At 72.4% G+C, this 24852-nt stretch carries 25 protein-coding genes; 18 read left to right on the forward strand and 7 right to left on the reverse strand.

Annotation, left to right across the window (positions count from 1 at the left end):
• Positions 1-56: 56 nt before the first annotated feature.
• Positions 57-449 carry a VOC family protein gene (locus tag ACXNSR_RS06975; protein ID WP_458641278.1) on the forward strand — a complete coding sequence of 131 codons (393 nt, stop codon included), beginning with the start codon at positions 57-59 and terminating at the stop codon, positions 447-449.
• Between the two features lie 65 nt (positions 450-514).
• On the opposite strand, the gene ACXNSR_RS06980 is transcribed toward ACXNSR_RS06975, so the two are convergent.
• Complete coding sequence (locus tag ACXNSR_RS06980) at positions 515-964, reverse strand: ATP-binding protein (protein ID WP_458641279.1); 450 nt, start codon at positions 962-964, stop codon at positions 515-517.
• Between the two features lie 196 nt (positions 965-1160).
• Here ACXNSR_RS06980 and ACXNSR_RS06985 point away from each other — a divergent pair, with 196 nt between their 5' ends.
• Together ACXNSR_RS06985 and ACXNSR_RS06990 are read left to right on the forward strand one after the other, a co-directional pair.
• Positions 1161-2045 (forward strand): helix-turn-helix domain-containing protein, encoded by an 885-nt coding sequence (locus tag ACXNSR_RS06985; protein ID WP_458641280.1) that lies wholly within the window; start codon positions 1161-1163, stop codon positions 2043-2045.
• Positions 2046-2057: 12 nt separating this feature from the next.
• Positions 2058-2279 (forward strand): DUF397 domain-containing protein, encoded by a 222-nt coding sequence (locus tag ACXNSR_RS06990; protein ID WP_458641281.1) that lies wholly within the window; start codon positions 2058-2060, stop codon positions 2277-2279.
• A gap of 38 nt (positions 2280-2317) precedes the next feature.
• Here ACXNSR_RS06990 and ACXNSR_RS06995 read toward each other — a convergent pair whose 3' ends face one another.
• Entirely contained in the window at positions 2318-3499 is a 1182-nt protein-coding gene (locus ACXNSR_RS06995) for an 8-amino-7-oxononanoate synthase (RefSeq protein ID WP_458641282.1), read from the reverse strand.
• 157 nt (positions 3500-3656) lie between these two features.
• On the opposite strand from ACXNSR_RS06995, the gene bioB reads away from it, so the two are divergent.
• The 3 genes from bioB to bioD are packed head-to-tail and all read left to right on the forward strand — an operon-like array spanning position 3657 to position 6982.
• The gene (gene bioB / locus ACXNSR_RS07000) at positions 3657-4907 is read left to right on the forward strand and encodes a biotin synthase BioB (protein WP_458641283.1); all 1251 of its coding nucleotides are present in this window, start codon (positions 3657-3659) and stop codon (positions 4905-4907) included.
• Positions 4900-6222, forward strand: coding sequence for an adenosylmethionine--8-amino-7-oxononanoate transaminase (locus ACXNSR_RS07005; protein ID WP_458641284.1), 1323 nt, complete (start codon positions 4900-4902; stop codon positions 6220-6222). Before bioB ends, ACXNSR_RS07005 begins: the two co-directional genes overlap by 8 nt.
• 1 nt (position 6223) lies before the next feature.
• Positions 6224-6982, forward strand: coding sequence for a dethiobiotin synthase (gene bioD / locus ACXNSR_RS07010; protein ID WP_458641285.1), 759 nt, complete (start codon positions 6224-6226; stop codon positions 6980-6982).
• A gap of 144 nt (positions 6983-7126) precedes the next feature.
• Here the strand turns inward: bioD and ACXNSR_RS07015 are convergent, their stop codons facing one another.
• Entirely contained in the window at positions 7127-7549 is a 423-nt protein-coding gene (locus ACXNSR_RS07015; protein ID WP_458641286.1) for a GNAT family N-acetyltransferase, read from the reverse strand.
• A gap of 206 nt (positions 7550-7755) precedes the next feature.
• On the opposite strand from ACXNSR_RS07015, the gene ACXNSR_RS07020 reads away from it, so the two are divergent.
• From ACXNSR_RS07020 to ACXNSR_RS07045, 6 genes are all read left to right on the forward strand, one after another.
• Positions 7756-9090, forward strand: coding sequence for a hemolysin family protein (locus ACXNSR_RS07020; RefSeq protein ID WP_458641287.1), 1335 nt, complete (start codon positions 7756-7758; stop codon positions 9088-9090).
• A complete protein-coding gene (locus tag ACXNSR_RS07025) occupies positions 9087-10112 on the forward strand; it encodes a hemolysin family protein (protein WP_458641288.1) in 1026 nt (341 codons plus the stop codon). The genes ACXNSR_RS07020 and ACXNSR_RS07025 overlap by 4 nt, the downstream gene beginning before the upstream one ends.
• 65 nt (positions 10113-10177) lie before the next feature.
• Positions 10178-10960, forward strand: a complete 783-nt coding sequence (locus tag ACXNSR_RS07030; RefSeq protein ID WP_458641289.1) for an SGNH/GDSL hydrolase family protein — start codon at positions 10178-10180, stop codon at positions 10958-10960.
• A gap of 71 nt (positions 10961-11031) precedes the next feature.
• The gene (gene purB, locus ACXNSR_RS07035; RefSeq protein ID WP_458641290.1) at positions 11032-12465 is read left to right on the forward strand and encodes an adenylosuccinate lyase; all 1434 of its coding nucleotides are present in this window, start codon (positions 11032-11034) and stop codon (positions 12463-12465) included.
• Positions 12462-13034, forward strand: coding sequence for a G/U mismatch-specific DNA glycosylase (gene mug / locus ACXNSR_RS07040; protein WP_458643215.1), 573 nt, complete (start codon positions 12462-12464; stop codon positions 13032-13034). The genes purB and mug overlap by 4 nt, the downstream gene beginning before the upstream one ends.
• A 92-nt stretch (positions 13035-13126) precedes the next feature.
• Positions 13127-13660, forward strand: coding sequence for a DUF7822 domain-containing protein (locus tag ACXNSR_RS07045; protein WP_458641291.1), 534 nt, complete (start codon positions 13127-13129; stop codon positions 13658-13660).
• Positions 13661-14028: 368 nt separating this feature from the next.
• On the opposite strand, the gene ACXNSR_RS07050 is transcribed toward ACXNSR_RS07045, so the two are convergent.
• The 3 genes from ACXNSR_RS07050 to ACXNSR_RS07060 are packed head-to-tail and all read right to left on the reverse strand — an operon-like array spanning position 14029 to position 16205.
• On the reverse strand, positions 14029-14466 hold the full coding sequence (locus ACXNSR_RS07050; RefSeq protein WP_458641292.1) for a hypothetical protein: 438 nt from the start codon (positions 14464-14466) through the stop codon (positions 14029-14031).
• A 40-nt stretch (positions 14467-14506) separates the two neighbouring features.
• Positions 14507-15256 (reverse strand): ABC transporter permease, encoded by a 750-nt coding sequence (locus tag ACXNSR_RS07055; RefSeq protein WP_458641293.1) that lies wholly within the window; start codon positions 15254-15256, stop codon positions 14507-14509.
• Between the two features lie 37 nt (positions 15257-15293).
• A complete protein-coding gene (locus ACXNSR_RS07060) occupies positions 15294-16205 on the reverse strand; it encodes an ABC transporter ATP-binding protein (protein ID WP_458641294.1) in 912 nt (303 codons plus the stop codon).
• Positions 16206-16313: 108 nt separating this feature from the next.
• Between ACXNSR_RS07060 and ACXNSR_RS07065 the strand changes: the two genes are divergently transcribed.
• From ACXNSR_RS07065 to ACXNSR_RS07075, 3 genes are all read left to right on the forward strand, one after another.
• Complete coding sequence (locus ACXNSR_RS07065; RefSeq protein WP_458641295.1) at positions 16314-17489, forward strand: sensor histidine kinase; 1176 nt, start codon at positions 16314-16316, stop codon at positions 17487-17489.
• A 4-nt stretch (positions 17490-17493) separates the two neighbouring features.
• On the forward strand, positions 17494-18144 hold the full coding sequence (locus ACXNSR_RS07070; protein ID WP_376162363.1) for a response regulator transcription factor: 651 nt from the start codon (positions 17494-17496) through the stop codon (positions 18142-18144).
• 100 nt (positions 18145-18244) lie between these two features.
• Entirely contained in the window at positions 18245-19399 is a 1155-nt protein-coding gene (locus ACXNSR_RS07075) for an ROK family transcriptional regulator (protein ID WP_458641296.1), read from the forward strand.
• 131 nt (positions 19400-19530) lie between these two features.
• Here ACXNSR_RS07075 and ACXNSR_RS07080 read toward each other — a convergent pair whose 3' ends face one another.
• The gene (locus tag ACXNSR_RS07080; protein ID WP_458641297.1) at positions 19531-20301 is read right to left on the reverse strand and encodes a GntR family transcriptional regulator; all 771 of its coding nucleotides are present in this window, start codon (positions 20299-20301) and stop codon (positions 19531-19533) included.
• A 288-nt stretch (positions 20302-20589) separates the two neighbouring features.
• Here ACXNSR_RS07080 and ACXNSR_RS07085 point away from each other — a divergent pair, with 288 nt between their 5' ends.
• The 3 genes from ACXNSR_RS07085 (at position 20590) to ACXNSR_RS07095 (ending at position 24718) form a co-directional block, all read left to right on the forward strand.
• Entirely contained in the window at positions 20590-21441 is an 852-nt protein-coding gene (locus ACXNSR_RS07085) for an alpha/beta fold hydrolase (protein ID WP_351154569.1), read from the forward strand.
• 147 nt (positions 21442-21588) lie between these two features.
• The gene (locus tag ACXNSR_RS07090; RefSeq protein ID WP_458641298.1) at positions 21589-23157 is read left to right on the forward strand and encodes an alkaline phosphatase D family protein; all 1569 of its coding nucleotides are present in this window, start codon (positions 21589-21591) and stop codon (positions 23155-23157) included.
• 106 nt (positions 23158-23263) lie between these two features.
• Positions 23264-24718 carry an N-acetyltransferase family protein gene (locus ACXNSR_RS07095; protein ID WP_458641299.1) on the forward strand — a complete coding sequence of 485 codons (1455 nt, stop codon included), beginning with the start codon at positions 23264-23266 and terminating at the stop codon, positions 24716-24718.
• Positions 24719-24852 lie beyond the last annotated feature (134 nt).

Below are 24852 nucleotides of genomic sequence, written 5' to 3' on the forward strand. Positions count from 1 at the left end.
CCGGAGCCCCGATTCCGTATACGGCCGCGCATACGGATCCCCCACCGAGGAGACAGATGTTCGTCAACCCCGTCCGGCACATCACCTTCGACGCCCTCGACCCCTACCGCGTCGCCGAGTTCTGGTCCGCGGTGACCGGCTTCACGATGCATCCCGACGACGTGGAGGGGGACGACGAGGTCATGCTGGAACCCGGGCAGCCGGGCGTGCCGGGGCTGCTCTTCATCCGGGTCCCCGACGGCAAGTCGGTCAAGAACCGGGTCCACCTGGACATCCAGCCGCCGACCGGCACCCGCGACGAGACCGTCGAGCGCCTGATCGGGCTCGGCGCGAAGCTCGTGGACGACCGCCGCGACGCCGACGGCGTCGCGGGCTGGGTCGTGCTCGCCGACCCCGAGGGCAACGAGCTGTGCATCGAGCGCAGCGCCGGCGAACGCGGCCTCGCCTAGGCCGTCTCTTCCGGATCTTGCCGGGCCCGCAAGATCCGGAAGGGACGGCCCAGCGCTCCGGCAGGTCAGCAGCCGGTGACGCTGCCCGCCGGGGCCCCGACGCTCCAGGGCAGTGCGATCCACACCGTCTTGCCCCCGTCCTCGGTCGGCGTCACCGAGAGCCTGCCTCCCGCCTCCGCCGCCAGCCAGCGGATGATGACCATGCCCCGGCCGTTGTCCTGCTGGACGGCGGCCGGGAGCCGCCTGGGCCAGCGCGGGTGGCTGTCCGTCACCCCGACGCGCAACCACTCCTGGCGCTCCAGGCGGACGTCGACGGTGAAGGTGGGCGACTGGCCGAAAGTGTGCTGTACGGCGTTGGTGGCGAGCTCGGAGACGATCAGCCGGACGCTGTCGGCGGTGTCGGCGTCATCGGGGAGTCCCCACTCGCTCAGCACCTCCGCCACATAGCGTCGGGCAAGGGCGACCGAGGCGGGATCGCTCGGCAGAGTGACGGATGCTTCCTGGTGGTCTGCCATGGCGACGGTCCCTTTCCCACCGGAGCGAAAGGCCCCGGATCTGTGCTGGACGCCAGAGTGCCACTCATCGTGCCGCCGCATCTGCCTTTTCCCCAAGATATGCATATATCTGTCGCTCAATGCAGTGAACTCTGCTACGGAGGAGCTTATTTGAACGGCAAACTGGTGCGAGGTGTGCCGGTGGAAGGAGGCGGGTGTGCAGCACGGTCCCGCGGTGCGCCGACGCAAGCTCGGCGAAGAACTGCGTGCCCTGCGTGACCGGTCCGGTCTCACCAGTGGTGAGGCGGCTCGGATCATGGGATGGCACCAGTCGAAAATCAGCCGCATCGAGACAGGTCGCAGTGGCGTGAAGCCGGAGGACATCCGGCTCCTCCTCGACGCCTACGGGGAGATCGTCAGCCCGGAGCAGCGCGCGCTGCTGGAGGCGCTGTCGGTCTCGGCCGCCGGCCCCGGTCCGGCGGGCGACACCGGACGCGGCCGCCAGTGGTGGCACGACTACCGGGGACTGCTGCCGCAGGAGTACCGGGACTTCATCAGTCTGGAGGCGGGGGCCAGGTCGGCCCGTACCGTGGAGCTGTCCGTCGTTCCGGGGCTGTTGCAGACCCCCGGGTACGCGCGGGCGGTGACCCGGGCCGCGCTGGGCGGGCTGCCGGAGCCGAAGGTGGACGCGCTGGTCGACGTACGGCTGGCCCGGCAGTCGGTGCTGCGGGCCGATCCCCCGCTGGAGCTGAGCGCCGTACTGGACGAGGCGGTGCTGCGCCGGCAGATCGGCGGGCCCGGGGTGATGGCCGAGCAACTGCGGCACCTGACGGAGGTGTCGAAGCTGCCCCAAGTGCGGCTGCAGGTACTGCCGTTCAGCGTCGGAGGGCATCTCGGCCTGACCGGACCGTTCGTTATTTTTTCATTTCCGGACATCGCCGATCTGGATGTGGTGGTACTCGACCATTTGACGAGTAGCCTCTATCTGGAGCGGAAGGAAGACCTTGAGGCGTACGGCGCCGCGTTCCGCACCATCCAGGCGCACGCCCTCCCGCCCCAGGACTCGTCGGATCTCATCAGCTCACTCGCTGACGACGCGTAAGGAGGCACCCCCGTGTCCGCAACCCCCTTATCCAACAGCGGACTTCTGAGAAGCGCGCGGTGGCGGCGGAGCAGCCGTAGCACCGGAATGAACAACTGCGTGGAAGCGGCCGTCCTGGACGGCGGTCTGCTGGCCGTCCGCGACTCCAAGCGGACGGACGGCCCGGCCGTGCTCTTCACCGGGCCCGCCTGGACCGGCTTCCTCGCCTCGGTGGGGGCTGACGCGCCCGCGTAGCCCCGCCCCGGAACACCCAGGACCCCGGCCGCTACGGCCTACCGGCCCTGGCCGTCCGTGGCTCCCGCGGGTGCGGTCGCCAGGATCGTCGCCACCGCCCGATCGATCTCGTCCCCCGTGAGATCGGCCCGGGCGGTCAGCCGCAGCCGCGAGATGCCGTCCGGCACCGACGGCGGACGGAAGCAACCCACGGACAGACCTGCCTCGCGGCAGTCGGCGGCCCAGCGCAGTGCCGCCGACGCCGACGGGGCCCGAACCGACACCACGGCCGCGTCCGGCCGGGCCGCGGTCAGGCCGGACGCGGTGAGTCGCCCGTACAGCCGGTCCGCCACCTCGCGGGCGCGGTCCGCGCGCTCCGGTTCCCGCTGGAGCAGGCGCAGGCTCGCCAGGGCCGCACCGGCGGCCGCCGGTGCCAGTCCGGTGTCGAAGATGAAGGTGCGCGCGGTGTTGACCAGGTGCCTGATCACCCTGGCCGGGCCGAGCACCGCTCCGCCCTGGCTGCCCAGGGACTTCGAGAGCGTGACGGTGGCGACCACGTACGGCGCTCCCGCGAGCCCGGCGGCGTGCAGCGCGCCGCGGCCGCCCTCGCCCAGCACACCCAGCCCGTGGGCGTCGTCGACGACCAGGGCCGCGCCCTCGTCCCGGCAGGCGGCGGCGTACGCGGCCAGCGGGGCGGCGTCCCCGTCGACGGAGAACACCGAGTCGCTGACCAGCAGCGCGCGGCCCTCGTGCGCGGCGAGCGTCTTGCGCGCGGTGTCCGGGTCGGCGTGCGGGACCACGGCGGTCTCGGCGCGCGCGAGGCGGCAGCCGTCGACGATGGAAGCGTGGTTCCCGGCGTCGGACACGACCAGCGTGCCCCGTCCGCCGAGCGCGGTGACGGCGGCGAGGTTGGCCGCGTAGCCGGAGGACAGGACGAGCGCGGCCTCGAAGCCGCAGAAGGCGGCGAGCTCCCGCTCCAGCTCGGTGTGGAGCTCGGTCGTACCCGTCACCAGCCGCGAACCGGTGGCTCCGGCGCCCCAGCGCGCGGCCGCCTCCTGCGCTCCCCGGACGGTCTCGGGGTGCCGGGACAGGCCGAGGTAGTCGTTGCTCGCCAGGTCCAGCAGCGGCGACACCGGCGGCCGGGGGCGCAGCGTGCGCACGAGGCCGGCCTCCTCCCGCGCGCGCTCCGCGTCGTCGATCCACCCGAAGACGTCCACCGGGTCGGGAGTGAGCTCGGGCATCGGCACGTCCTCGTGTTTTGTCGGCAGTCCACAGACCTGCCCCGACCCTAGCTCGCGTGACCGCTGCGCCAGGTGTGGTGATACACACACACCCATCCGGCCATGTTGTCCGATCTCTCCTTGGCCGGGAGCGGTGGTGTGGTCCAGGATCGGGTTCATGGACCTGCTGAACACCCTGGTGGACAAGGGGCTGCGGCGAGAGCTGCCGACCCGCGAAGAAGCGCTCGCCGTACTGGCGACTTCTGACGACGAACTGCTCGACGTGGTGGCCGCGGCCGGCAAGGTGCGCCGCCAGTGGTTCGGCCGTCGGGTGAAGCTGAACTACCTGGTCAACCTGAAGTCGGGCCTGTGCCCGGAGGACTGCTCCTACTGTTCCCAGCGCCTGGGGTCGACGGCGGGCATCCTCAAGTACACGTGGCTGAAGCCCGAAGAGGCCTCCCAGGCCGCCGCCGCCGGTGTCGCGGGCGGCGCGAAGCGGGTCTGCCTGGTCGCGAGCGGCCGCGGCCCGACGGACCGGGACGTGGACCGCGTCGGCAAGACGATCGCGGCGATCAAGGAGCAGAACGAGGGCGTCGAGGTCTGCGCGTGCCTCGGCCTGCTCTCGGACGGTCAGGCGGAGCGGCTGCGGGACGCGGGCGCGGACGCCTACAACCACAACCTCAACACCTCCGAGGCGACGTACGGGCAGATCACCAAGACCCACACCTACGCGGACCGCGTCGACACCGTACAGAAGGCGCACGGCGCCGGCCTGTCCGCGTGCTCCGGTCTGATCGCGGGCATGGGCGAGAGCGACGAGGACCTGGTCGACGTCGTCTTCTCGCTGCGCGAGCTGGACGCGGACTCCGTGCCGGTCAACTTCCTGATCCCGTTCGAGGGAACCCCGCTGGCCAAGGAGTGGAACCTCACCCCGCAGCGCTGCCTGCGCATCCTGGCGATGGCGCGGTTCGTCTGCCCCGACGTCGAGGTCCGCCTCGCCGGCGGGCGCGAGGTGCACCTGCGCTCGATGCAGCCGCTGGCCCTGCACATCGTCAACTCGATCTTCCTCGGCGACTACCTGACCAGTGAGGGCCAGGCCGGTCAGGCCGACCTCGACATGATCGCGGACGCCGGTTTCGAGGTGGAGGGCGCCGGTACGTCGACCCTTCCCGCGCACCGCTCCGACGTCGCGGCCGCCACCACCGGCGGGGGCTGCGGTTCGAACGGCGGCGCCTCGCTCTGCGGTTCGGGCGCGCCCGCCTCCGAGGGCGAAGCCGCGGGCTGCGGCTCCGCGTGCGGCGGCTGCTCGGGCCACGCGCCCGAGGAGCGGACGCCCGCACCGGTCCAGGCCGAGGCCGGCGAGGTCCGCCCGGAGCTCGTGGCGGTCCGCCGACGCGGCGCCGGAACGGACATCGCGCCCAATGCCTGATCATCATGCACCGCTGTCCGTCGGCGCGGAACTGCTCGCGCTGGACCGGCAGCACGTCTGGCACCCGTACGGCCCGATGCCCGGGCGGCAGGAGCCGCTGATCATCGCCTCCGCCTCGGGGGTGCGGCTGCGGCTGGCCGACCCCTCCCAGGGACACGGCCACGAAGAGCTGGTCGACGGCATGTCCTCCTGGTGGTCGGCGATCCACGGCTACAACCACCCGGTGCTCAACGAGGCCGCCACCGCGCAGCTGGGCCTCATGTCGCATGTGATGTTCGGCGGGCTCACCCACGAGCCCGCCGTCCGGCTCGCCGCCAAGCTCGTCGAGATCACCCCGCCGGGGCTGGAGCACGTCTTCCTCTGCGACTCGGGCTCGGTGTCCGTCGAGGTCGCGGTCAAGATGTGCCTGCAGTACTGGCGTTCGCTCGGCCGGACGGGCAAGACCCGGCTGCTGACCTGGCGCGGCGGCTACCACGGGGACACCTGGCAGCCGATGGCGGTCTGCGACCCCGACGGCGGGATGCACGAGCTGTGGCAGGGTCACCTGCCGCGGCAGGTCTTCGCGGACGCGCCGCCCGCCGGTTTCGACACGCCCGTGGACCCGGCGTACGCCGACCACCTGCGCGCCACGATCTCCGCGCACGCGGACGAGCTGGCCGCGGTCATCGTGGAGCCGGTGGTGCAGGGCGCGGGCGGCATGCGCTTCCACCACCCCGGCTACCTGCGGGTGCTGCGCGAGCTGTGCGACGAGTACGGGGTCCTGCTGATCCTGGACGAGATCGCCACGGGCTTCGGCCGCACCGGCGCGCTCTTCGCGGCCGACCACGCGGGGATCACCCCGGACGTGATGTGCCTGGGCAAGTCGCTGACCGGGGGTTACCTCACGCTGGCGGCGACCCTGTGCACGGAGCGGGTGGCGAACGGCATCTCCCGGGGCGAGGTCCCCGTGCTGGCGCACGGGCCGACCTTCATGGGCAACCCGCTGGCCACGGCCGTGGCCCTGGCCTCCGTCGAGCTGCTGCTCGGCCAGGACTGGACGACCGACGTCAAGCGGATCGAGGCGGGGCTGCGCGAGGGCCTGTCGGCCGCGGCCGACATCCCCGGGGTGAAGGACGTACGCGTCCTGGGCGCCATCGGCGTCGTCCAGCTCGACCACGAGATCGACGTGGCGGCGGCCACCCGGGCGGCGGTGCGCGAGGGCGTGTGGGTGCGTCCGTTCCGGGACCTGATCTACGTGATGCCGCCGTTCGTGACCGGCGACGAGGACGTGGACCGGATCTGCCGTGCGGTGTGCGCGGCGGCGAGGGAAGGCTGAGATGTCCGTACTGATGGTTTCCGGGACGGGCACCGAGATCGGCAAGACGGTGGTCACGTCGGCGATCGCGGCCGCCGCGGTGGCCGCCGGCCGCTCGGTGGCGGTGCTCAAGCCCGCGCAGACGGGTGTCGGCCCGCAGGAGCCGGGGGACGCGGCGGAGGCGGTCCGGCTGGCCGGCCCCTCCGTCACGGCGGTGGAACTGGCCCGCTATCCGGAGCCCTTGGCCCCGGACCGGGCGGCCCACCGCTCGGGGCTGGCGACACTGGCCCCGGCGCAGATCGCGGAGGCCGCGCGGCGGCTGTCGCTGGACCACGACCTGGTCCTGGTGGAGGGTGCGGGCGGACTGCTCGTCCGCTTCGACGAGGCGGGCAACACGCTGGCCGACGCGGCCCGCCTGCTCGGCGCGCCGACGCTGGTCGTCGCCCAGGCGGGTCTCGGCACGCTCAACGCCACCACCCTCACGGCGGAGGCCCTGCGGGCCCGGGAGCTGACCGCGCTGGGCGTGGTGGTCGGCAGCTGGCCGCAGAGCCCGGACCTCGCGGCACGCTGCAACCTGGCGGACCTCACGAAGTCCTCGGGCCTGCCGCTGCTGGGCGCGGTCCCGGAGGGCTCGGGGACCCTCGCACCGGAGCGCTTCCGCGCGTCGGCCCCGTCCTGGCTGGCCCCGCCCCTGTCGGGCACCTGGTCGGCGGAGTCCTTCCTGTCCACCTGGACCCCACCGCCCTTCCCCCCGACCGCCCCCAGCCCCACCGGCGTCTGAGGCGCGGGGCCCGGCCGAACCCAGCCCCGCCGGCGTCTGAGGCGCGGGGTCCGGGGCGGAGCCCCGAATCCCTGAGGCGCGGCCGCCCACCCACGGGCGGCCGCCCACCGGCCGAGCCCCGGGCACCGGCACCGGCACCGGCGGCTAGCCGAGCGGCTTGACCCACCGCGTCCACTGCTCCTGCGGCCGGTATCCCACCGCGTCCCACACCCGGTGCGCCCGCTCGTTGCGATCGAGCACCATCGCGTCCCCGCGCCGCCCGCCCAGCGCCGTGAACCGTTCCTCGGCGGCGGCCAGCAGGGCGGCCCCGATGCCCTGCCGCCGGTAACCGGGGTGCACGGCGAGCCGGTAGAGGTGGCAGCGCCACCCGTCGAACCCGGCGATCACCGTGCCGACGAGCTCCCCGTCGCGCCGGGCGAGCAGCAGCGCCCCGGGGTCGCGGGCGTGCAGCCGCTCGACCCCCGCGGGATCGTCGCTGATACTCGTTCCCTCCGCGGCGGTCTTCCAGAAGGCCAGGACCTCGCCCAGGTCGGCCGCCGACGCAGAGCCGATGTGAAGATCAGTCATGGGTGAATCCCATCATCGGGCCGCGCTCCGCCAAAAGAATGATCCGTTCCCTTTGCTCGTCCTTTACCATGTGGTGAAAGGTCCCTCTTGAGTGAAAGGTGTGAGCGTCCGCCCATGGGCGAGCCTCCCAGTCCACGACATACGCGTTCACGACATCGCGCGGTACCCCTCCTCCTGGCCGATCATGGGACGGAGGTGATCGACCGATGACCGAGGTGCTCCTGCTCGTCGTGGCACTGCTGCTCTGCCTTGCCTGCGGCGTCTTCGTCGCGGCCGAGTTCTCCCTCACGACCGTCGAGCGCAGCGAACTCGAACGGGCCGTCGAACGCGGCGAGCGCGGCGCGGACAGCGCCCTGGCCGCCGTCCGCACCCTGACGTTCCAGCTCTCCGGCGCCCAGCTCGGCATCACCGTCACCGGCCTGGTCATCGGCATGATCTCCAAGCCGTCGATCTCCGCCCTGCTCCAGGGCCCCTTCGAGGCCATGGGCCTGCCGGCCGGCACGGCCTCCTCCACCGCCCTGATCCTCGGTACCGCGATCTCGACGGTCGTCCTGATGGTCGTCGGCGAGCTGGTGCCCAAGAACTGGGCCATCTCCTCCCCGCTGGCCATCGCCAAGCGGGTGGCGACCGCGCAGCGGGTCTTCAGCCGGGCCTTCAGGCCCCTGATCAGCCACCTCAACACCACCGCGAACCATCTGGTGCGCCGCTTCGGCATGGAACCGGCCGAGGAGCTGGCCTCCGCCCGCACCCCGCAGGAGCTGGTCGCCCTCGCGCGGCACTCCGCGAAGGCGGGCGCGCTGGAGAAGGACACGGCCGAGCTGTTCGTCCGGACCCTGAACCTCGCCGACCTGACCGCGGAGAACGTGATGACCCCGCGCGTGCAGGTGACCGCCCTCGACGTGCAGACCACCGCCGAGGACGTGGCCAACGCGACGCTGGCCACCGGCCTGTCGCGCTTCCCGGTCTACCGGGGCAGCCTCGACACGGTCGTCGGCATCGTCCACATCAAGGACGTGCTGGCCCTGCCGGCCGCGGAGCGCCGCCGCCGTCCCGTGTCGCAGCTGCTGCGCGAGCCCCTCCTCGTACCGGAGTCGCTGACCGTGGACCGGCTGCTGGACCGGCTGTCCGGCAAGCAGACGATGGCCGTGGTCATCGACGAGTACGGCGGCACGGCCGGGGTGGCCACGCTGGAGGACATCGTCGAGGAGGTCGTCGGCGAGGTCCGTGACGAGCACGACCCGCACGAGACCCCGGACCTGGCCCCGGCCGGTACGGACGACTCAGGGCGCCTGCTCTACTCCGCCGACGGCGCGGCGCGCACTGACCAGCTCCGCCGGATCGGCCTGCACGTGCCGGACGGCCCGTACGAGACCCTGGCCGGCCTGATAGCGACCGTGCTCGGCAGGATCCCGGTGGTCGGCGACCGCATGGAACTGAACGGCTGGCGCCTCGACGTGACGGACGCCGGCGGACGCCGGGCCGCACGGGTGCTGCTGCACGCCCCGGCCGAGCCCACCGAGGGAACGGAGGAGGCCCGATGACCGTCATCCAGCTGCTGATCGGCCTGGCGACCCTGGTCGTCAACGCCTTCTTCGTCGGCGCGGAGTTCGCGCTGATCTCGGTCCGGCGCAGTCAGATCGAACCGTACGCCGAGCAGGGCGACCGGCGGGCCCGCGCCGTCCTGTGGGGACTGGAGCACGTCTCGGCCCTGATGGCGGCGGCCCAGCTGGGCATCACGCTGTGCACCCTGGTGCTGGGTGCGGTGGCCGAGCCGGCCATCGCCCATCTGCTGACCCCGCTGTTCGACCTCGTCGGCGTACCGGCGGGCCTGACCCACGCGATCTCCTTCGTGGTGGCGCTGACCCTGGCGACGTACCTGCACATGCTCTTCGGCGAGATGCTGCCGAAGAACGTGGCGTTGTCCGAGCCCGTCCGCACCGCCCTGCTGCTGGGGCCGCCGCTGGTGACCCTCACGCAGGTGCTGCGACCGGTGATCTTCACGATCAACGCCTTCGCCAACACCCTGCTGCGGCTGCTGCGCGTGGAGGTCAAGGACGAGGTCGCGGCGACCTTCTCGGACGACGAGCTGGCGCGGATGGTCAAGGACTCCAGTGACGCGGGGCTCCTCGACGACCGGGCCAGCGAGCGTCTGCACGACGCGCTGGAACTGGGCCGGCGGCCCGTGACCGACGTGGTGCTGCCCGCGGACCGGGTGGTCCCGGCCCGGGAGGGCATCACTCCGGCCGGGCTGGAGCTGCTGTCGGCCGAGTCCGGGTACTCCCGCTTCCCGGTGATCGACGCGCAGCACGGGATCCTGGGCTACCTGCACGTGAAGGACGCCCTGGACGCGGACGACGAGGAGCGGGACGAGCCCTTCCCGGTGTCGGCGCTGCGGCCGATCGCCCAGGTGCGGGCGGAGACCCCGCTGGACGACGTGCTGACGGCCATGCGGCGCAGCCGTACGCACCTGGCGGCGGTCCTCGGGACGGACGGCGCCATGACGGGCCTGGTGACGATGGAGGACGTGCTGCGGGAGCTGTTCGGCAGGCCCGCGTCCGCGTGACCGTCCGAGGTGTGCGGTCCCCGGCCCTGCGGGGCCGGGGTACCGCGCGGTAACATCACTCCGCCATGGAGATGAATGCCTCTTACACCAGTTTTGTCGCGATCGGTGACTCCTTCACCGAGGGCATGTCCGACCTGCTTCCGGACGGCTCCTACCGCGGCTGGGCCGATCTGCTGGCCGCCCGCCTCGCCGCCCGGGAGCCGGGCTTCCGCTACGCGAACCTCGCGGTCCGCGGCAAGCTGATCGGCCAGATCGCCGAGGACCAGGTCCCGGTCGCGGCGGCGATGGGCGCGGACGTGGTGACCCTGGTGGGCGGACTCAACGACGCCCTGCGCCCCAAGGTGGACATGGGCCGGGTCCGCGCCCACCTGGAGTCGGCGGTGGAACTCCTCGCCCCCTCCTGCCGGCGACTGGTCCTGATGCGCTCCCCGGGGCGCAACGGACCGGTGATGGAACGCTTCCGGCCGCGCATGGAAGAGCTCTTCGCCACCATCGAGGAGCTCGCCGCCCGGCACGGCGCCGTGGTGGTCGACCTGTACGGGGCCCCCGCACTCGCGGACCCCCGGATGTGGGACGTCGACCGGCTGCACCTGACCGCCGAGGGCCACCGCCGGGTGGCGGAGGCCGTCTGGCAGGCCCTGGGCCTGCCCGCCGAACTGGACTGGCGCACCGAACTGCCCGCCGCCGCTCCCCCGGGCTGGACCGTACGCCGGGCCCAGGACCTGAGCTTCGCCCGGCAGCACCTGCTCCCGTGGATCGGCCGCCGTCTGACAGGCCGCTCCTCGGGGGACGGCCGCCCGGCCAAGCGCCCCGAGCTGCTGCCGTACGGGGACTCACCGCTCTCGTAGCAAGCCACAATCCCGAGTGGTGGCCCTACCTGCGTAAACACACAGCGGCGGCCCAAGTAGAATCCCTACACGTGACTGCCAAGCCCCGCATCCCCAATGTCCTGGCCGGCCGCTACGCCTCCGCGGAGCTCGCCGTCCTGTGGTCCCCCGAGTACAAGGTGACGCTGGAGCGGCGGCTGTGGCTCGCCGTGCTGCGCGCCCAGAAGGACCTCGGTATCGAGGTCCCGGACGAGGCCCTCGCCGACTACGAGCGCGTCCTGGAGACCGTCGACCTCGCCTCCATCGCCGAGCGCGAGAAGGTCACCCGGCACGACGTGAAGGCCCGCATCGAGGAGTTCAACGACCTCGCCGGTCACGAGCACGTCCACAAGGGCATGACCTCCCGCGACCTGACCGAGAACGTCGAGCAGCTGCAGATCCGGCTCTCGCTGGAGCTCGCCCGGGACCGCACGGTCGCCGTCCTCGCCCGCCTCGGCAAGCTGGCCGGTGAGCACGCCGAGCTGGTCATGGCCGGTCGCTCCCACAACGTGGCCGCGCAGGCCACCACCCTCGGCAAGCGTTTCGCGACCGCGGCCGACGAGCTGCTGGTGGCCTACGACCGCCTCGAGGACCTGCTGGGCCGCTACCCGCTGCGCGGGATCAAGGGCCCGGTCGGCACCGCCCAGGACATGCTCGACCTGCTGGGCGGCGACGCCGCCAAGCTGGCCGACCTGGAGCAGCGGATCGCCGCCCACCTCGGCTTCGCCCAGGCCTTCACCTCGGTCGGCCAGGTCTACCCGCGCTCCCTCGACTACGACGTGGTCACCGCGCTGGTCCAGCTGGCCGCGGCGCCCTCCTCCATCGCCAAGACGATCCGCCTGATGGCCGGCCACGAGCTGGTGACCGAGGGCTTCAAGCCCGGCCAGGTCGGTTCCTCCGCGATGCCGCACAAGATGAACACCCGCTCCTGCGAGCGCGTGAACGGCCTGATGGTCATCCTGCGCGGCTACGCCTCGATGACCGGCGAGCTGGCTGGCGACCAGTGGAACGAGGGCGACGTCTCCTGTTCCGTGGTCCGCCGCGTGGCCCTGCCGGACGCCTTCTTCGCCTTCGACGGCCTGCTGGAGACCTTCCTGACGGTCCTCGACGAGTTCGGCGCCTTCCCGGCGGTCGTCGCCCGCGAGCTGGACCGCTACCTGCCCTTCCTCGCGACCACCAAGGTCCTGATGGGCGCGGTGCGCGCGGGCGTGGGCCGCGAGGCCGCCCACGAGGTCATCAAGGAGCACGCGGTGGCCTCCGCGCTCGCCATGCGCGAGCAGGGCGCCGAGCGCAACGAGCTGCTGGACAAGCTGGCCGCCGACGAGCGGATGCCCCTGGACCGGGCCCAGCTCGACGCCCTGATGGCCGACAAGCTGTCGTTCACGGGCGCCGCGGGCGACCAGGTCGCGGTGGTGGTCTCCCGTATCGAGGCGATCGCCAAGCAGCACCCGGAGGCCGCCGGGTACGCGCCGGGATCGATCCTCTGACCCCCGAAGAGCTGAACGCCGCCCGCGACCGCGTCCTCCCGGACGTGGTCGCGGGCGGTCTGCGTGTGCTCTTCTGCGGGATCAACCCCGGACTGCTCTCCGCCGCGACCGGCCACCACTTCGCCCGCCCCGGCAACCGGTTCTGGCCCGTCCTGCACCTCTCGGGCTTCACCCCGCGCCGCCTCGCCCCCGCGGAGCAGGAAGAACTGCTGACCTACCGGCTCGGCATCACCAACGTCGTGGCCCGGGCCACGGCCCGCGCCGACGAGCTGAGCACCGAGGAGTTCCGCGAGGGAGGCCGCATCCTGACGGCGAAGGTGGAACTGCTGCGCCCCCAGTGGCTGGCGGTGGTGGGAGTGACCGCCTACCGCACGGCCTTCGGCGAGAAGAAGGCACAGATCGGCCCCCAGGAGCGCACCATCGGCTCCACCCGCATCTGGGCCCTCCCCAACCCCAGTGGCCTCAACGCCCACTGGACCGCCGAGTCCATGGCCCAGGAGTACGCCCGCCTCCGCACGGCCGCCGAGGCCGCCGAGGCCGCCGAGGCCGCCGAGGCCGCCGAGGACTGACGGATACCGGGATCCTTGCGGATGCCGTCCTGACCGCACGTCAGGAGTCAGGCGGAGCGGGGTTGTCGGTGGCCGGTGTTAGCGTCACCACCATGGCAAACCGTTCCTATCTCTACTCCGCGGACTCGATGCCGGACGAGGCGGAGATCCCCAAGCCGATCCGATGCATATCCCAGCACAACTGGGACATCCCGCTCGCGCACAAGCTCATGGTGGGGCGCGGGACGACGATCGTCCCGTCCATGATCTGGAATCCTCCGATCGGCGTCGCCGCGGACTACGCCGACGGGGCCGCCCTGTTGCGCGACCTCCTGCGTGCGGTCGGCAAGGGCCTGGAGGACGACACCGAGTTCGCCGAATGCGTCTCCAGGACCACGGCCCACCTCGAGAAGCAGCAGGCGAAGTACTTCATCCTCGAGACCGGGGAGATCGTCTCGATGTCGGGCGACGATCCGGCAGCGAGCGTCCGCAGTCTGGTGGCCGAGGACATCCCCGACGCCGTCGCCAAGGCCGAGGCTGCGATCGCCGGCCGGAACGACGACTGGCTGGCGTCGGTCCGAGCCGACTGGCAGAGTCACTTCGCGTCCTTCTACAGCGAGGCGCTCTACTTCTCGTTCCCCGGCTGACGCGGCCCGGTACCGGATGGCGGCGCTCCCGCCTCCGGAACCGGCGCGCTGGACGCCGGGGGTTCGGTCAGCGACAGCCGGAGCCGGGATGAGCACCCGGGCCCGGGTCGGCCGTGGCTGCGTCGGGCGGAGCCGCCGACCGCCTCGCCGATCCGGTCGCCGGACAGCCCCTGGGCTGTCTCTTTCGGATCTTGTCGGCCGAGCCCGCGGCGTCCGGTGCCATGGGGTCTCCCCAGGCCCGCCAGGGCCGAGGGGAAGGCCGGCAAGGCGGAGGGGCGCCCGTGTACTGGACGTACTCGGGTGCCCCGACAACGCGGCCGGGTGCGGTGCCGGACGCTGCGGGCCCGGCAAGATCCGAAAGAGCAGGCCTAGGGCGGGTCCGTGACGGTGATCCCCGCCATCAGCTGGTAGGGATCGTCGTCGGCCCACTGGGCCACATAGACCACCAGCCAGTGGGCGCCGACCCGCCACAGGTGCACATGGTCGGTGCTGTTGCCCACCTCGTCCCACGGCTGCGGTATCCGCTCCCCGGCGAATCCGCGTTCCCTCAGCGATCCCAGGCCGAAGACCTGCGGCGCCCCCCAGCGGTCCGTCGCGGCCTGGGCGAGCGCCCCGTACTCGGCACCGATCTGGTCGGCTGCCTCGATCCGGCCCGAGCCGTCGTCCTCCCAGAAGCTCCGCGTCCGGGCGAGCCGGACCAGGTGGAATCCCGGACCGCTGCTGTTTCCTCCGGTCCGGACCGGCTCGGGCGGGAACTCCTTCGCCCGGAGCCGGTCGATCGTGTCGAGGTGCTCTGCCGTGGTCATGCCGTCAGTATCCCGAGGGCCACTGACAACTGGCCCGGCGTCACGCGTCCCGGCGGCGCACCGCCAGCCAGCCCCCCAGCACCGCGGTCAGCGCCCACAGCGCGAGCACCCCCAGCCCGGCCCACGGACCGAGGTCGCCGTACTGCTGGCTGCGCATCATCGCCTGCCCGGCTCGGTCCGGCATGAACCGCCCCACCCCGTCCGCTGCCGCGCCCACGATGAAGGACACCATGACGACGAAGGGTATGAGGATGCCGAGGACGGCCACCCCGCTGCGCAGCACGGCCGTCAGTCCGGCTGCGAACAGCGTCATGAGGGTCAGGTAGAGACCGCAGCCGACAACGGCCCGGACGGTGCCGGGGTCGCCCAGGCCAAGGGCGTCGTCGCCCATGAACGACTGTCCGGCCATGAAGGCCAGCAGTCCCGCGAGCTGGCCGGCCACGAGGGCGAGCGCACCCAGCATCGAGATCTTCGACCAGTAGAACCGTGTGCGGTCGGGCACGGCCGTGAGGCTGGTGCGCAGGGCTCCGTTGTGGAACTCCGCGGAGAAGGCGGTGGTCCCGAAGGCGATGGCCGCTATCTGGCCGAAGTTGAGCCCGTAGAAGGCCGCGAGGAGCGGGTCGTCCCCCATGTCGCCCTCGTCGGCCCCGCCCAGGGCCGCGGCGGCCAGTACCTGGACGCCCACGGTGAGGACGAGGACGGATATCAGCGACCAGAACGTGCCCCGCAGAGACCTGATCTTGATCCATTCCGAGTGCAGTACGGGGGTCGTGGGCAGTGCGGCGCTCATGGCGAAGCCTCCTGGGGGTACGGGAGCGGGTGAGAGGTCAGTGGGTCGCGCTGAACTGCGCTTGATCGGCGGTGAGGTCGAGGTAGGCCTGCTCCAGCGAGGCGCGTTCGTCGGACAGTTCCAGCAGGGGAACCCCCTCTCGGGCGGCCAGGCTGCCGAGTTGCTCGGCGCGTATGCCGGCGACGGTCCATCGCCCGTCGTCCGCGGCCGTCATCTCGAGGTCGTCCCGGGCCAGCGCGGCCCTCAGCCGGACAGGGTCGGAGGTCCGCAGGCGCGCTCTCGGGGTGCTGCGGGCGTCGATGAACGCCTCCATCGAGGTGTCGGCCAGCAGCTTGCCGTTGCCGAGGACGACCAGGTGGTCGGCCAGCGCCGAGGTTTCCGACATCAGATGGCTGGAGACCAGCACGGCGCGTCCTTGGGCGGCGAGGGTGCGCATCAGCTCGCGGATCCAGATGATGCCCTCGGGGTCGAGGCCGTTGGTGGGCTCGTCCAGCAGCAGCACTCCGGGGTCGCCGATGAGTGCGGCGGCAATGCCGAGCCGCTGGCGCATGCCGAGCGAGAAGGACTTGATCCGCCGCTTCGCGACGGACGCCAGGCCGGTCTGGTCCAGGACCTCGTCCACACGGCGCATCGGGATGCGGCCGGCCGCCGCGAGCACGCGGAGGTGGTCGCGGGCGCTGCGCCCGCCGTGGGCCGCCTGGGCGTCCAGGAGGGCGCCGACCCGGTGCAGCGGGTCCGTCAGGTCCGGGTACCGCCGACCGCCGATCGTGGCCGTACCGGATGTGGGCCGGTCCAGGCCCAGAAGCAGGCGCATCGTGGTGGACTTCCCCGCGCCGTTGGGGCCGAGGAATCCGGTCACCCGCCCGGGCAGGACATCGAAGGTGAGGCCGTCCACCGCACGGTGGGTGCCGTATCGCTTGGTGAGTTCTCGGATCTCGATGCTGTTCATGGCTCAAGACTCGCCGCCGGCCCCACCCCCTCCCCTCCCCCATGCGAGGGTGCCGTCTCCCCCACGTGGGGGAGACGGCCGCGAACAGGGCGCTGCCACCATGGAGTCATGAACCGACTGCTGCGCGCCCCGTTCCAACCAGTGACCTATTCACGCTGGTTGCACCTCTGCGTGCCGCTGCTGCTGCTTGCGGTATGGATGTTCATCATGCCTTGGTGGCCCTGGGTGCCGCTGCTGCTCGTCCTGCCCTTGGGGCTGGTGCCCTGGGTGCGGCTGGCGGAAGGCCTTCAGGCACGGTTCCTGCTCACACCGTACGAGCGCGATGCGGCCGACAGCTCCATAAGCCTCGCTCCGTCGGCCCACTGGGGGGATCGCTGGCGAACCGTGCTGTGGCTGGAGACGCGGATGGTCGTCGCGGTCGGTGCGTGCGGCGCCACCGTCTGGCTGTCGGCGATGACCGTGGAGCTCGTCGCGATGGCGATCGGACATCCCCTGGGTGCGGACACCTTCCTTCCGTTCGTACCCGGGCGCTGGGCCGCCGCACTGCTCGTGCCCGTGCCGCTGGCCGTACTCATCACCATCATCGTCCTGCTCGGCGAGTTGATCACCGCGGCCGCCACCCGCCTGCTCGGCCCGTCCGCCGCCGAACGGCTGACCGCGCTGGAGGCACGCACGGAGCAGCTGCTGGAGCGGACCCGCATCGCGCGGGAACTGCACGATTCCATCGGGCACGCGCTCACCGTGGCCGTCGTGCAGGCGGGGGCGGCGCGTGCGGCGGGTGATCCCGCCTTCACCGATCGGGCGCTGTGCGCGATCGAGGAGACGGGCCGGGCCGCGCTGGAGGATCTGGAGCGGGTACTGGGGGTGCTGCGGGAGTCGGGTCGGCCGCCGTCCCAGTGGCCGACGCTGGCGGAGGCCGACCGGCTCCTGGAGTCGGCCCGGGCCTCGGGCTCCGTCGTCGACGCGCAACTGGCGGGCCCGCTGGAGAAGTTGCCGGAGCCGGTCACCCGGGAGGGTTACCGGATCCTGCAGGAAGCTCTGACCAACGTACTGCGGCACTGCGGCCCGGTGCCGGTGCGCGTCCGGGTGGAGATGACCGCGGGCCGGCTGGACCTGGAGGTGACGAACCCGCTGCCGGAACGCCCCGGGGTCACGGTCGGCGGCGGCAACGGCCTGCGCGGGATCCGGGAGCGGGCCGCGCTGCTCGGCGGAGAGGCCGAAACCGGTCTGTACGAAGGGGGTTGGAGAGTGCGCGCCCGGCTGCCGCTGGAGCGAATACGCTGACCGGATGCCGGTTACCGTACTGCTCGTCGATGACGAACCCCTGGTGCGCGCGGGTCTGCGCGCCGTCCTGGATGCCCAGCCCGACATCGAGGTGGTGGGTGAGGCGGCCGACGGGGCCTCCGTGATCCCGCTGGTCCGCCAGTTGCGGCCGGATGTGGTGGCGATGGACGTGCGGATGCCGCTCCTCGACGGAATCGAGGCGACGCGTGCGGTGCTGCGCACGGTGGACTCCCCGCCGAAGATCCTCGTGGTGACCACCTTCGAGAACGACGAGTACGTCTACCAGGCGCTGCGGGCGGGGGCGGACGGGTTCCTGCTGAAGCGGGCCCGGCCTTCGGAGATCGTGCACGCGGTGCGGCTGGTGGCGGAGGGCGAAACGCTGCTCTTCCCGGCGGCGGTGCGGGCCCTGGCAGCGGAGTACGGGAACCGGCAGGCCCGGGCGGCGCTGCAGCGGGCCGCCCTGACCGAGCGGGAGGAGGCGGTCCTGCGGCTGATGGCTCGGGGGCTCACCAACGTGGAGATCGCCGCCGAGTTGATCATCGGCACGGAGACGGTCAAGTCCCACGTCAGCGCGATCCTGGCGAAGCTGGGGGCCCGGGACCGTACGCAGGCGGTGATCACGGCGTACGAGTCGGGGTTCGTGTCTCCTGCCTGAGGGAAGGTCTGCTTCCGGCCGATGGGGGGCTGCTTCTCGCCGACTCGCCGGGCGGGCAGTACGATCCGGCTGACAAGCTCGCTACCTGGGAGGACACACGTTGGGGCAGCTGACCGGCGGGGACCCCTCTCTGCTCCGGCGGATCAATTCCGCCGTGGTGCTGCGCGCGCTGCGGACGGCCGGATCGCCGACCCTCACCGACCTCACACGGCTGACCGGGCTCTCCCGGCCGACCGTCGAGGGTGTCGTGGAGGGGCTGATCGGTACCGGGCTCGTCGTCGAGGCGGACGCGGAGGAGGGCGCGCGGCGGCAGGGCCGCCCGGCCAGGCGGTTCCGCTTCCGGACCGAGGCGGGGCACCTGCTGGGCATCGAGATCGGCTCGCACCGGATCGCGGTGCTGCTGTCCGGGCTGGACGGCCGTGTCATCGGCGCCGGTACCAAGGACGTCGCGGAGACGGCATCGGCCGATGAGCGACTGGAGCGGGTACGGGCGGCGGTCGCCGATCTGCTGCGCCGCGCCGGGGTGCCACGCGACTCTCTGCGGGCGGTGGGCGTCGGCAGCCCCGGCATCGTGGAGGCCGACGGCACGGTCCGCCTGGGCACCGCGCTGCCCGGCTGGACCGGGCTGCCGCTCGGGGACAGGCTGCGGCGCTCGTTCCGCTGCCCGGTCCAGGTGGAGAACGACGCCAACGCGGCAGCGGTCGCCGAGCACTGGAAGGGCGCCGCGCGGGACACCGGCGACATGGTGTTCGTGATGGCCGGGCTCAGCCCCGGCGCCGGCTCGCTGATCGGCGGCAGGCTGCACCGGGGCTTCGGCGGTGCGGCCGGCGAGATCGGCGCCCTGCACCTGCTGGGCCGTGAGGTCACGCCCGAGCGGTTGCTGTCGACCACGGGTGAACCGCTGCATCCGCTGGACGAAGCGGCCGTCGCCGAGGTCTTCGCGATGGCCGGGCGGGGCGACGAGCGGGCGGTGGCCGCCGTCGAGCGGTTCCTGCAGCGGCTGGTGCACGACGTGGCGGCACTGGTCCTGGCGATGGATCCGGAGCTGGTGGTCGTCGGTGGCTGGGCGGCCGGTCTGGACGGGGTGCTGGAGCCCCTCCGCCGGGAACTGGAGCGCTACTGCCTGCGCCCGCCGAGGGTGGCCCAGTCCATGCTCGGCGAGGCCGCGGTGGCGACCGGCGCCCTCCGGCTCGCGCTGGACCACGTCGAGGAGGAGCTGTTCGCGGTGGAGAAGACGGTCACGGCTCGCCGCTGACCCCGCCCCCACGGCCCCGCGCCCTCCCGTACACGCAGCCGCGGCCCGGTCCCCAGCCACTGCCGGGGGCCGGGCGCAGCCACGTCCGCACGCTCGGAGATGCCGGGGGCCGGAGCCGGCCACCGCTGGTGTCAGGAGGCGACGCGCGGCTCGTGGGTGATCTCGACGTTGCCCGAGTCGCCGAAGGTGAGCCGGCAGGTGTCCGCGCGGTAGGTGGCCACCGAGACGGCCGCCGTGCCCGCGGCGGTGAAGTAGCGCGTGGTGACCAGGAGCACCGGGGCGCCGGGCAGGCGGTCCAGTTCCTTGGCGTCGTCGGCGCGGGCGGAGCCGAGCTCCACCGAGCGGTCCTGGCCGTCGAGCACCAGCCGCTGCAGTTCGCGCAGGACGGCGCGGGCGCGGGCCGGTCCGGCCGGGGCCTCGATGGCGGGGAGTCCGGGCACCGACGCGGCGGGAACGTAGAGCAGTTCGGCGGCGACGGCCTGGCCGTGGGTGACCCGGGTGCGGCGCACCGTGTGCACCGGCTGGTCGGCGGCGAAGGCGCCACCGGTACCGAGGAGTTTCAGCACCGCAGCGGTCGGCAGGGTCTCGGCGGCGTCGAGCGGCTCCCAGCCGTCGACGCTCTCACCGGGCCAACTGTGCTGCGCGCTGCCCACGGCGACACCGACGCGCGGCGGGGCGACGGTGGTGCCCACACCGCGGCGGCGCTGCAGTCGGCCTTCGAGCTCCAGCTGCTCCAGCGCCTGGCGCAGGGTCGCGCGGGCGACACCGAACCGGGCCGCGAGCTCACGCTCGTTGGGCAGCACCTCGCCGACGGCGAAGTCCTGGTCGAGTGCCTCGCTGAGGACGGTCTTGAGGTGCCAGTACTTCGGCTCCGGTGCCGTTTCGAGCTGCGTGGTCCCCACCCTGACTCCTCCTGCCATCGCTGCACTCGCCGTGTGTTCCAGCGGCAGTTCCGCGCCTTTGTTTATTAAAGGTTCCTGCACTATCCCTGCGACGATAGGACGGCACACCTCCTTGGTCAAGACCAATGCTCATACCTTTGCCGGGCAGAACGGGCATACGTATCAAGCCGTTCACGGGATGTTCTCGCAGGCACGGAAGGCTTGTAGTCAAGGGCTACCGGACGGTAATCATGGCGGTAGGCACTACTGACATCCTGTCTCGCACGCGTCCAACCGACGAGGAGCAGCATGACCGCCACGGTCTCCTTCACGATCGATTCGCCGCTCGGCCCCCGCCCCACCACCGTCGCCTACGAGCGCAAAGGCGCCGGCGAACCGCTTCTCCTGCTGCACGGCATAGGCCATCACCTCCAGGCCTGGCACCCGGTGATCGACATCCTGGCCGCCGAGCACGACGTGATCGCCGTCGACCTGCCGGGCTTCGGCGCCTCGGAGCCCCTGCCCAAGGGCGTTCCGTATTCCCTCGGGACCGTGGCTCCGGCCCTCGGGGCGCTCTGCGCGGCCCTCGGCGTCGAGCGCCCGCACGTCGCGGGCAATTCGCTCGGCGGCCTGCTCGCCCTCGAAATGGGCCGGAGCAACCTCGTCCGCTCCGTCACCGCCCTGTCCCCCGCCGGGTTCTGGACCGAGGCCGAGCGCCGCTACGCCTTCGCCACCCTCCTCGCGATGCGCGCCGGCGCCAAGGCGCTGCCCCTGCCCGCCGTACGTCGGCTCTCGCGCACCGCCGCCGGCCGCGCCGCGCTCACCGGCACCATCTACGCCCGCCCGTCCCGCCGCCCGGCCGAGGCGGTCGTCGCCGAGACCCTCGCCCTGCGCGACGCCACCGGCTTCGAGGACACACTGGCCGCGGGCGGCTCCGTACGGTTCACCGACGACGTACCCGGTCTCCCGGTCACCATCGCCTGGGGCACCCGCGACCGGCTGTTGCTGCGCCGCCAGGGCATCCGCGCCAAGCACACCGTCCCCGGCGCCCGGCTGGTGCGGCTCCCCGGCTGTGGTCACGTCCCGATGAACGACGATCCGGCCCTCGTGTCCCGGGTGGTGCTCGACACGGCCCGCAGCGTGCGGCTCGTCGCCGCCTGAAGGGCCGGGGCCGGTCAATACCTGAACAGATGAACGAATGAGCTGCTGACGGCTGTTCATCCGCGGTTCGCGTGGGCGACGCGGCCGGGCCGGTGTGCCACGGCACGCTGGTCCGACCCGTCCTCGCCGGCCCCAGGAGACGTACCGATGGCATCGATCCCGCACACCCGACGGTCCCTCATCGGCGGTTCCCTCGCCCTGTCCTCCGCGCTGATCGCCGCCCCGGCGCTCGCCGCGCCCGCCTTCGCCCGATCCGGTCGGCCGCGCGCGCTCTGGGGCGTCCAGTCCGGCGAGATCACCGCCCACTCGGCCACCGTGTGGACCCGCTCCGACCGCCTGGCGCGGATGTACGTCGAGACCTCCCCGAGCGAGGCCTTCCGCTACGCCGTCCGCCGCCACCGCGGCCCGCTGCTCGGCCCGTCGAGCGACTTCACCGGCACCACCGTGCTGCGCGACCTGCCGCCCGGCCAGCAGATCCACTACCGGGTCCTCCTGACGGACCCCGACGACCCCCGCCGCAGCTCCTCGCCGGTCCACGGCACCTTCCGCACCACCCCCGTCTCCCGCCGCCACGACGTGCGCTTCCTGTGGTCCGGCGACCTGGCAGGACAGGGCTGGGGCATCAACCCCGACCTCGGCGGCTACCGCGTCTTCGAGGAGATGCGGCTGCGCAACCCCGACTTCTTCCTCTTCAGCGGGGACACGATCTACGCCGACGGGCCGATCAAGTCCACGGCTCCGCTGCGCGACGGAAGCCTCTGGCGCAACGTCACCACCGAGGAGAAGGCGAAGGTCGCCGAAACGCTCGCCGAGTTCCGCGGGAACTTCCGCTACAACCTGCTCGATCGCAATCTGCTCGGCTTCAACGCCCAGGTGCCCGTGCTCGCCCAGTGGGACGACCACGAGGTGCGCAACAACTGGTACCCCGGCCAGCTCATCGACGACACCCGCTACACCGTCAAGGAGGCCGACACCCTCGCCGCCCGCGCCCGCCAGGCCTTCGGCGAGTACTTCCCCGTCACCGACCTGCGCGGAGGCCGCGCCGAGGGCCGGATGTACCGGGTGATGCGGTACGGCCCGCTGCTCGACGTCTTCGTGCTCGACATGCGCACCTACCGGAACGCCAATTCCCCCGGCAGCCAGACCGAGGACCCCATCGGCATCCTCGGCCCCGAGCAACTTGCCTGGATCAAGCGCGAGCTGTCCCGCTCCCGCGCCACCTGGAAGGTGATCGCCGCCGACATGCCCCTGGGCATCGTCGTCCCGGACGGTGCCGCGAACTTCGAGGCCGTCGCCCAGGGCGACCCGGGCGCCCCGCTGGGACGCGAGCTCCAGATCGCCGAGCTCCTGCGGCACGTCAAGCACCAGCGCATCACGGGCACCGTCTGGGTGACGGCCGACGTCCACTACACCGCCGCGAACCACTACGCACCCGAGCGGGCGGCCTTCACCGACTTCGCGCCGTTCTGGGAGTTCGTGTCCGGCCCGATCGGCGCCGGCGGCTTCCCGGCCGGGCGGCTCGATGCCACCTTCGGCCCCGAGACGGCCTACGTGCAGTCGGCCCCCTTCGCCAACATGTCACCGTCCGAGAACCCTCCGTATTACGGAGAGGTCGACATCGACGGCGGCAGCGGGGAACTCACCGTCCGCCTGCGCCGGCAAGGAGGGGGCGTACTCTTCACCCGGACGCTCCAGCCCGGGCGCGTGGGCCAGTGACGCCCCGCAGTGCCCGAAAACTGGGTGAATCGGCCAGTTGGACACTTAACCAGTCGGTCACAGATCGTTCGTGATCACGCAACACCCCTGCGCCACAGTGGTGTGCATGACTGACCGTAACCCCGCCTCCGCCCACCGTCCCCACCGTCACCACTGGCGCCGCGACGTCGTCGAACTCGCCGCGATGTTCTGCGCCGTCGCGGTCGCCGACGCCATCGCCAATCTCGTCGTGCACGGGCCGAGGGGCCCGGTCCTGCTCGTGGCCTCGGCCGTCGTCCTCCTGGTGACGGCGGCCTTCCACACCTGGTGGGCACGGCGCCACAGCCATGCGCCCCCGCCCCGGAGCACAGCACCCGGCGATCCGGAGCAGCTCCCGTCGACGGGCACCGGCACGACCTCGACCGCGGGCACGACGGCGACCGCTACCGCGACCGCCAGCAGCACCTCGCTCTGGCGGATGCGCACGACCGTGCGGGACGAGCCGGGCTCCCTGGCCGCCCTCTGCACCGCCCTCGCCCGCAACGGCGTCGACATCCTGACCCTCCAGACGCACCCTCTCCCCGAGGGCGGCACGGTCGACGAGTTCCTGCTGCGCGCGCCGCAGGAGCTGCCCTCCGCCGAGCTCAGCCGGGCGATCTCCCGGGCCGGCGGCCACAGCACCTGGATCGAGCGCGCCGACGCCCACGACCTGGTCGACACCCCGACACGGGTCCTCGGCCTCGCCACCCGCACCGCCCTGGACGCCGCCGAGCTGCCCCTCGCCCTGCGCCAGCTGCTCGGCCGCTGCACGATCCACTCGATCCCGGCGACCACCCTCTCCGGCCGCCCCAACGCCGGCGCGGACGCCCCGGTCGAGGGGGTCCTGGAGGCCACGGTCATGCGGCTGCGCGACCCCTCCGGCGGTGCGATCACCGTGGAGCGGCCCTACCTTCCCTTCACCCCGACCGAGTTCGCCCGGGCCCGCGCCCTCGTCGAGCTCGACGCCCGCCTCGGCCCCCGCGTCCCGCGCAGCCAGGACGTACTGACGCTGCCCGAGGGCAACGAGATCACCGTGCGCCGCGCCGACGGCTCCGACCTCGCGGCGGCCCGCGCCATGCACGACCGCTGCTCCGAGCGCACGCTGTCGCTGCGCTACCACGGCCCCGTCCACGACGCCGACCGCTACCTCGGCCACCTGCTGAGCCCCCGCTTCGGCCGCACCCTCGCCGCGACCACCGCCTCCGGGAAGCTCGTCGCCCTCGGCCACCTGCTGTGGGACGGCGACGAGACCGAGGTCGCGCTGCTCATCGAGGACGACTGGCAGCGCCGCGGCATCGGTTCCGAGCTGCTGCGCAGGCTCCTCGCAATGGCCGTCGAGGCCGGATGCGACAGCGTGTACGCCGTCACCCAGGCCTCCAACACCGGCATGGTCGCCGCCATGCGCGGCCTCGGCCTCCCCCTCGACTACCAGATCGAGGAAGGCACCCTGGTGATCACGGCCCGGCTCGACGCGACCCCGGTCACCTCCCGCCTGCCCTACGAGCTCCCGCACGAGCAACCCGCTCCGCAGCGCCGCCCCTGACGACCCGTCCGGGCCGGGACCCCGACCGGGTCCCGGCCCGGCGGGCTCCGGCGGTATCCGGCCAAGCTGCGAGCGCCCCGCTCCCGGTGGCATTCGCCCCGGGAACGTGAAGTCGCTTGTCCAGCAGGGTGGTT

The organism is Streptomyces sp. NC-S4 (genome assembly GCF_054353315.1).

What these genes read in the sequence shown, in the direction of transcription:
- ACXNSR_RS07065 (WP_458641295.1), top strand. Translation starts at nt 16,314, where the DNA reads ATGAACCGACTGCTGCGCGCCCCGTTCCAACCAGTGACCTATTCACGC.
- ACXNSR_RS07095 (WP_458641299.1), top strand. Translation starts at nt 23,264, where the DNA reads ATGACTGACCGTAACCCCGCCTCCGCCCACCGTCCCCACCGTCACCAC.
- ACXNSR_RS07030 (WP_458641289.1), top strand. Translation starts at nt 10,178, where the DNA reads ATGGAGATGAATGCCTCTTACACCAGTTTTGTCGCGATCGGTGACTCC.
- ACXNSR_RS07045 (WP_458641291.1), top strand. Translation starts at nt 13,127, where the DNA reads ATGGCAAACCGTTCCTATCTCTACTCCGCGGACTCGATGCCGGACGAG.
- ACXNSR_RS07060 (WP_458641294.1), bottom strand. Translation starts at nt 16,205, where the DNA reads ATGAACAGCATCGAGATCCGAGAACTCACCAAGCGATACGGCACCCAC.
- ACXNSR_RS07070 (WP_376162363.1), top strand. Translation starts at nt 17,494, where the DNA reads ATGCCGGTTACCGTACTGCTCGTCGATGACGAACCCCTGGTGCGCGCG.
- bioD (WP_458641285.1), top strand. Translation starts at nt 6,224, where the DNA reads ATGTCCGTACTGATGGTTTCCGGGACGGGCACCGAGATCGGCAAGACG.
- ACXNSR_RS06975 (WP_458641278.1), top strand. Translation starts at nt 57, where the DNA reads ATGTTCGTCAACCCCGTCCGGCACATCACCTTCGACGCCCTCGACCCC.
- ACXNSR_RS06995 (WP_458641282.1), bottom strand. Translation starts at nt 3,499, where the DNA reads ATGCCCGAGCTCACTCCCGACCCGGTGGACGTCTTCGGGTGGATCGAC.
- bioB (WP_458641283.1), top strand. Translation starts at nt 3,657, where the DNA reads ATGGACCTGCTGAACACCCTGGTGGACAAGGGGCTGCGGCGAGAGCTG.
- ACXNSR_RS07025 (WP_458641288.1), top strand. Translation starts at nt 9,087, where the DNA reads ATGACCGTCATCCAGCTGCTGATCGGCCTGGCGACCCTGGTCGTCAAC.
- ACXNSR_RS07050 (WP_458641292.1), bottom strand. Translation starts at nt 14,466, where the DNA reads ATGACCACGGCAGAGCACCTCGACACGATCGACCGGCTCCGGGCGAAG.
- ACXNSR_RS06980 (WP_458641279.1), bottom strand. Translation starts at nt 964, where the DNA reads ATGGCAGACCACCAGGAAGCATCCGTCACTCTGCCGAGCGATCCCGCC.
- ACXNSR_RS07085 (WP_351154569.1), top strand. Translation starts at nt 20,590, where the DNA reads ATGACCGCCACGGTCTCCTTCACGATCGATTCGCCGCTCGGCCCCCGC.
- ACXNSR_RS07005 (WP_458641284.1), top strand. Translation starts at nt 4,900, where the DNA reads ATGCCTGATCATCATGCACCGCTGTCCGTCGGCGCGGAACTGCTCGCG.
- ACXNSR_RS07090 (WP_458641298.1), top strand. Translation starts at nt 21,589, where the DNA reads ATGGCATCGATCCCGCACACCCGACGGTCCCTCATCGGCGGTTCCCTC.
- ACXNSR_RS07020 (WP_458641287.1), top strand. Translation starts at nt 7,756, where the DNA reads ATGACCGAGGTGCTCCTGCTCGTCGTGGCACTGCTGCTCTGCCTTGCC.
- ACXNSR_RS07055 (WP_458641293.1), bottom strand. Translation starts at nt 15,256, where the DNA reads ATGAGCGCCGCACTGCCCACGACCCCCGTACTGCACTCGGAATGGATC.
- ACXNSR_RS07015 (WP_458641286.1), bottom strand. Translation starts at nt 7,549, where the DNA reads ATGACTGATCTTCACATCGGCTCTGCGTCGGCGGCCGACCTGGGCGAG.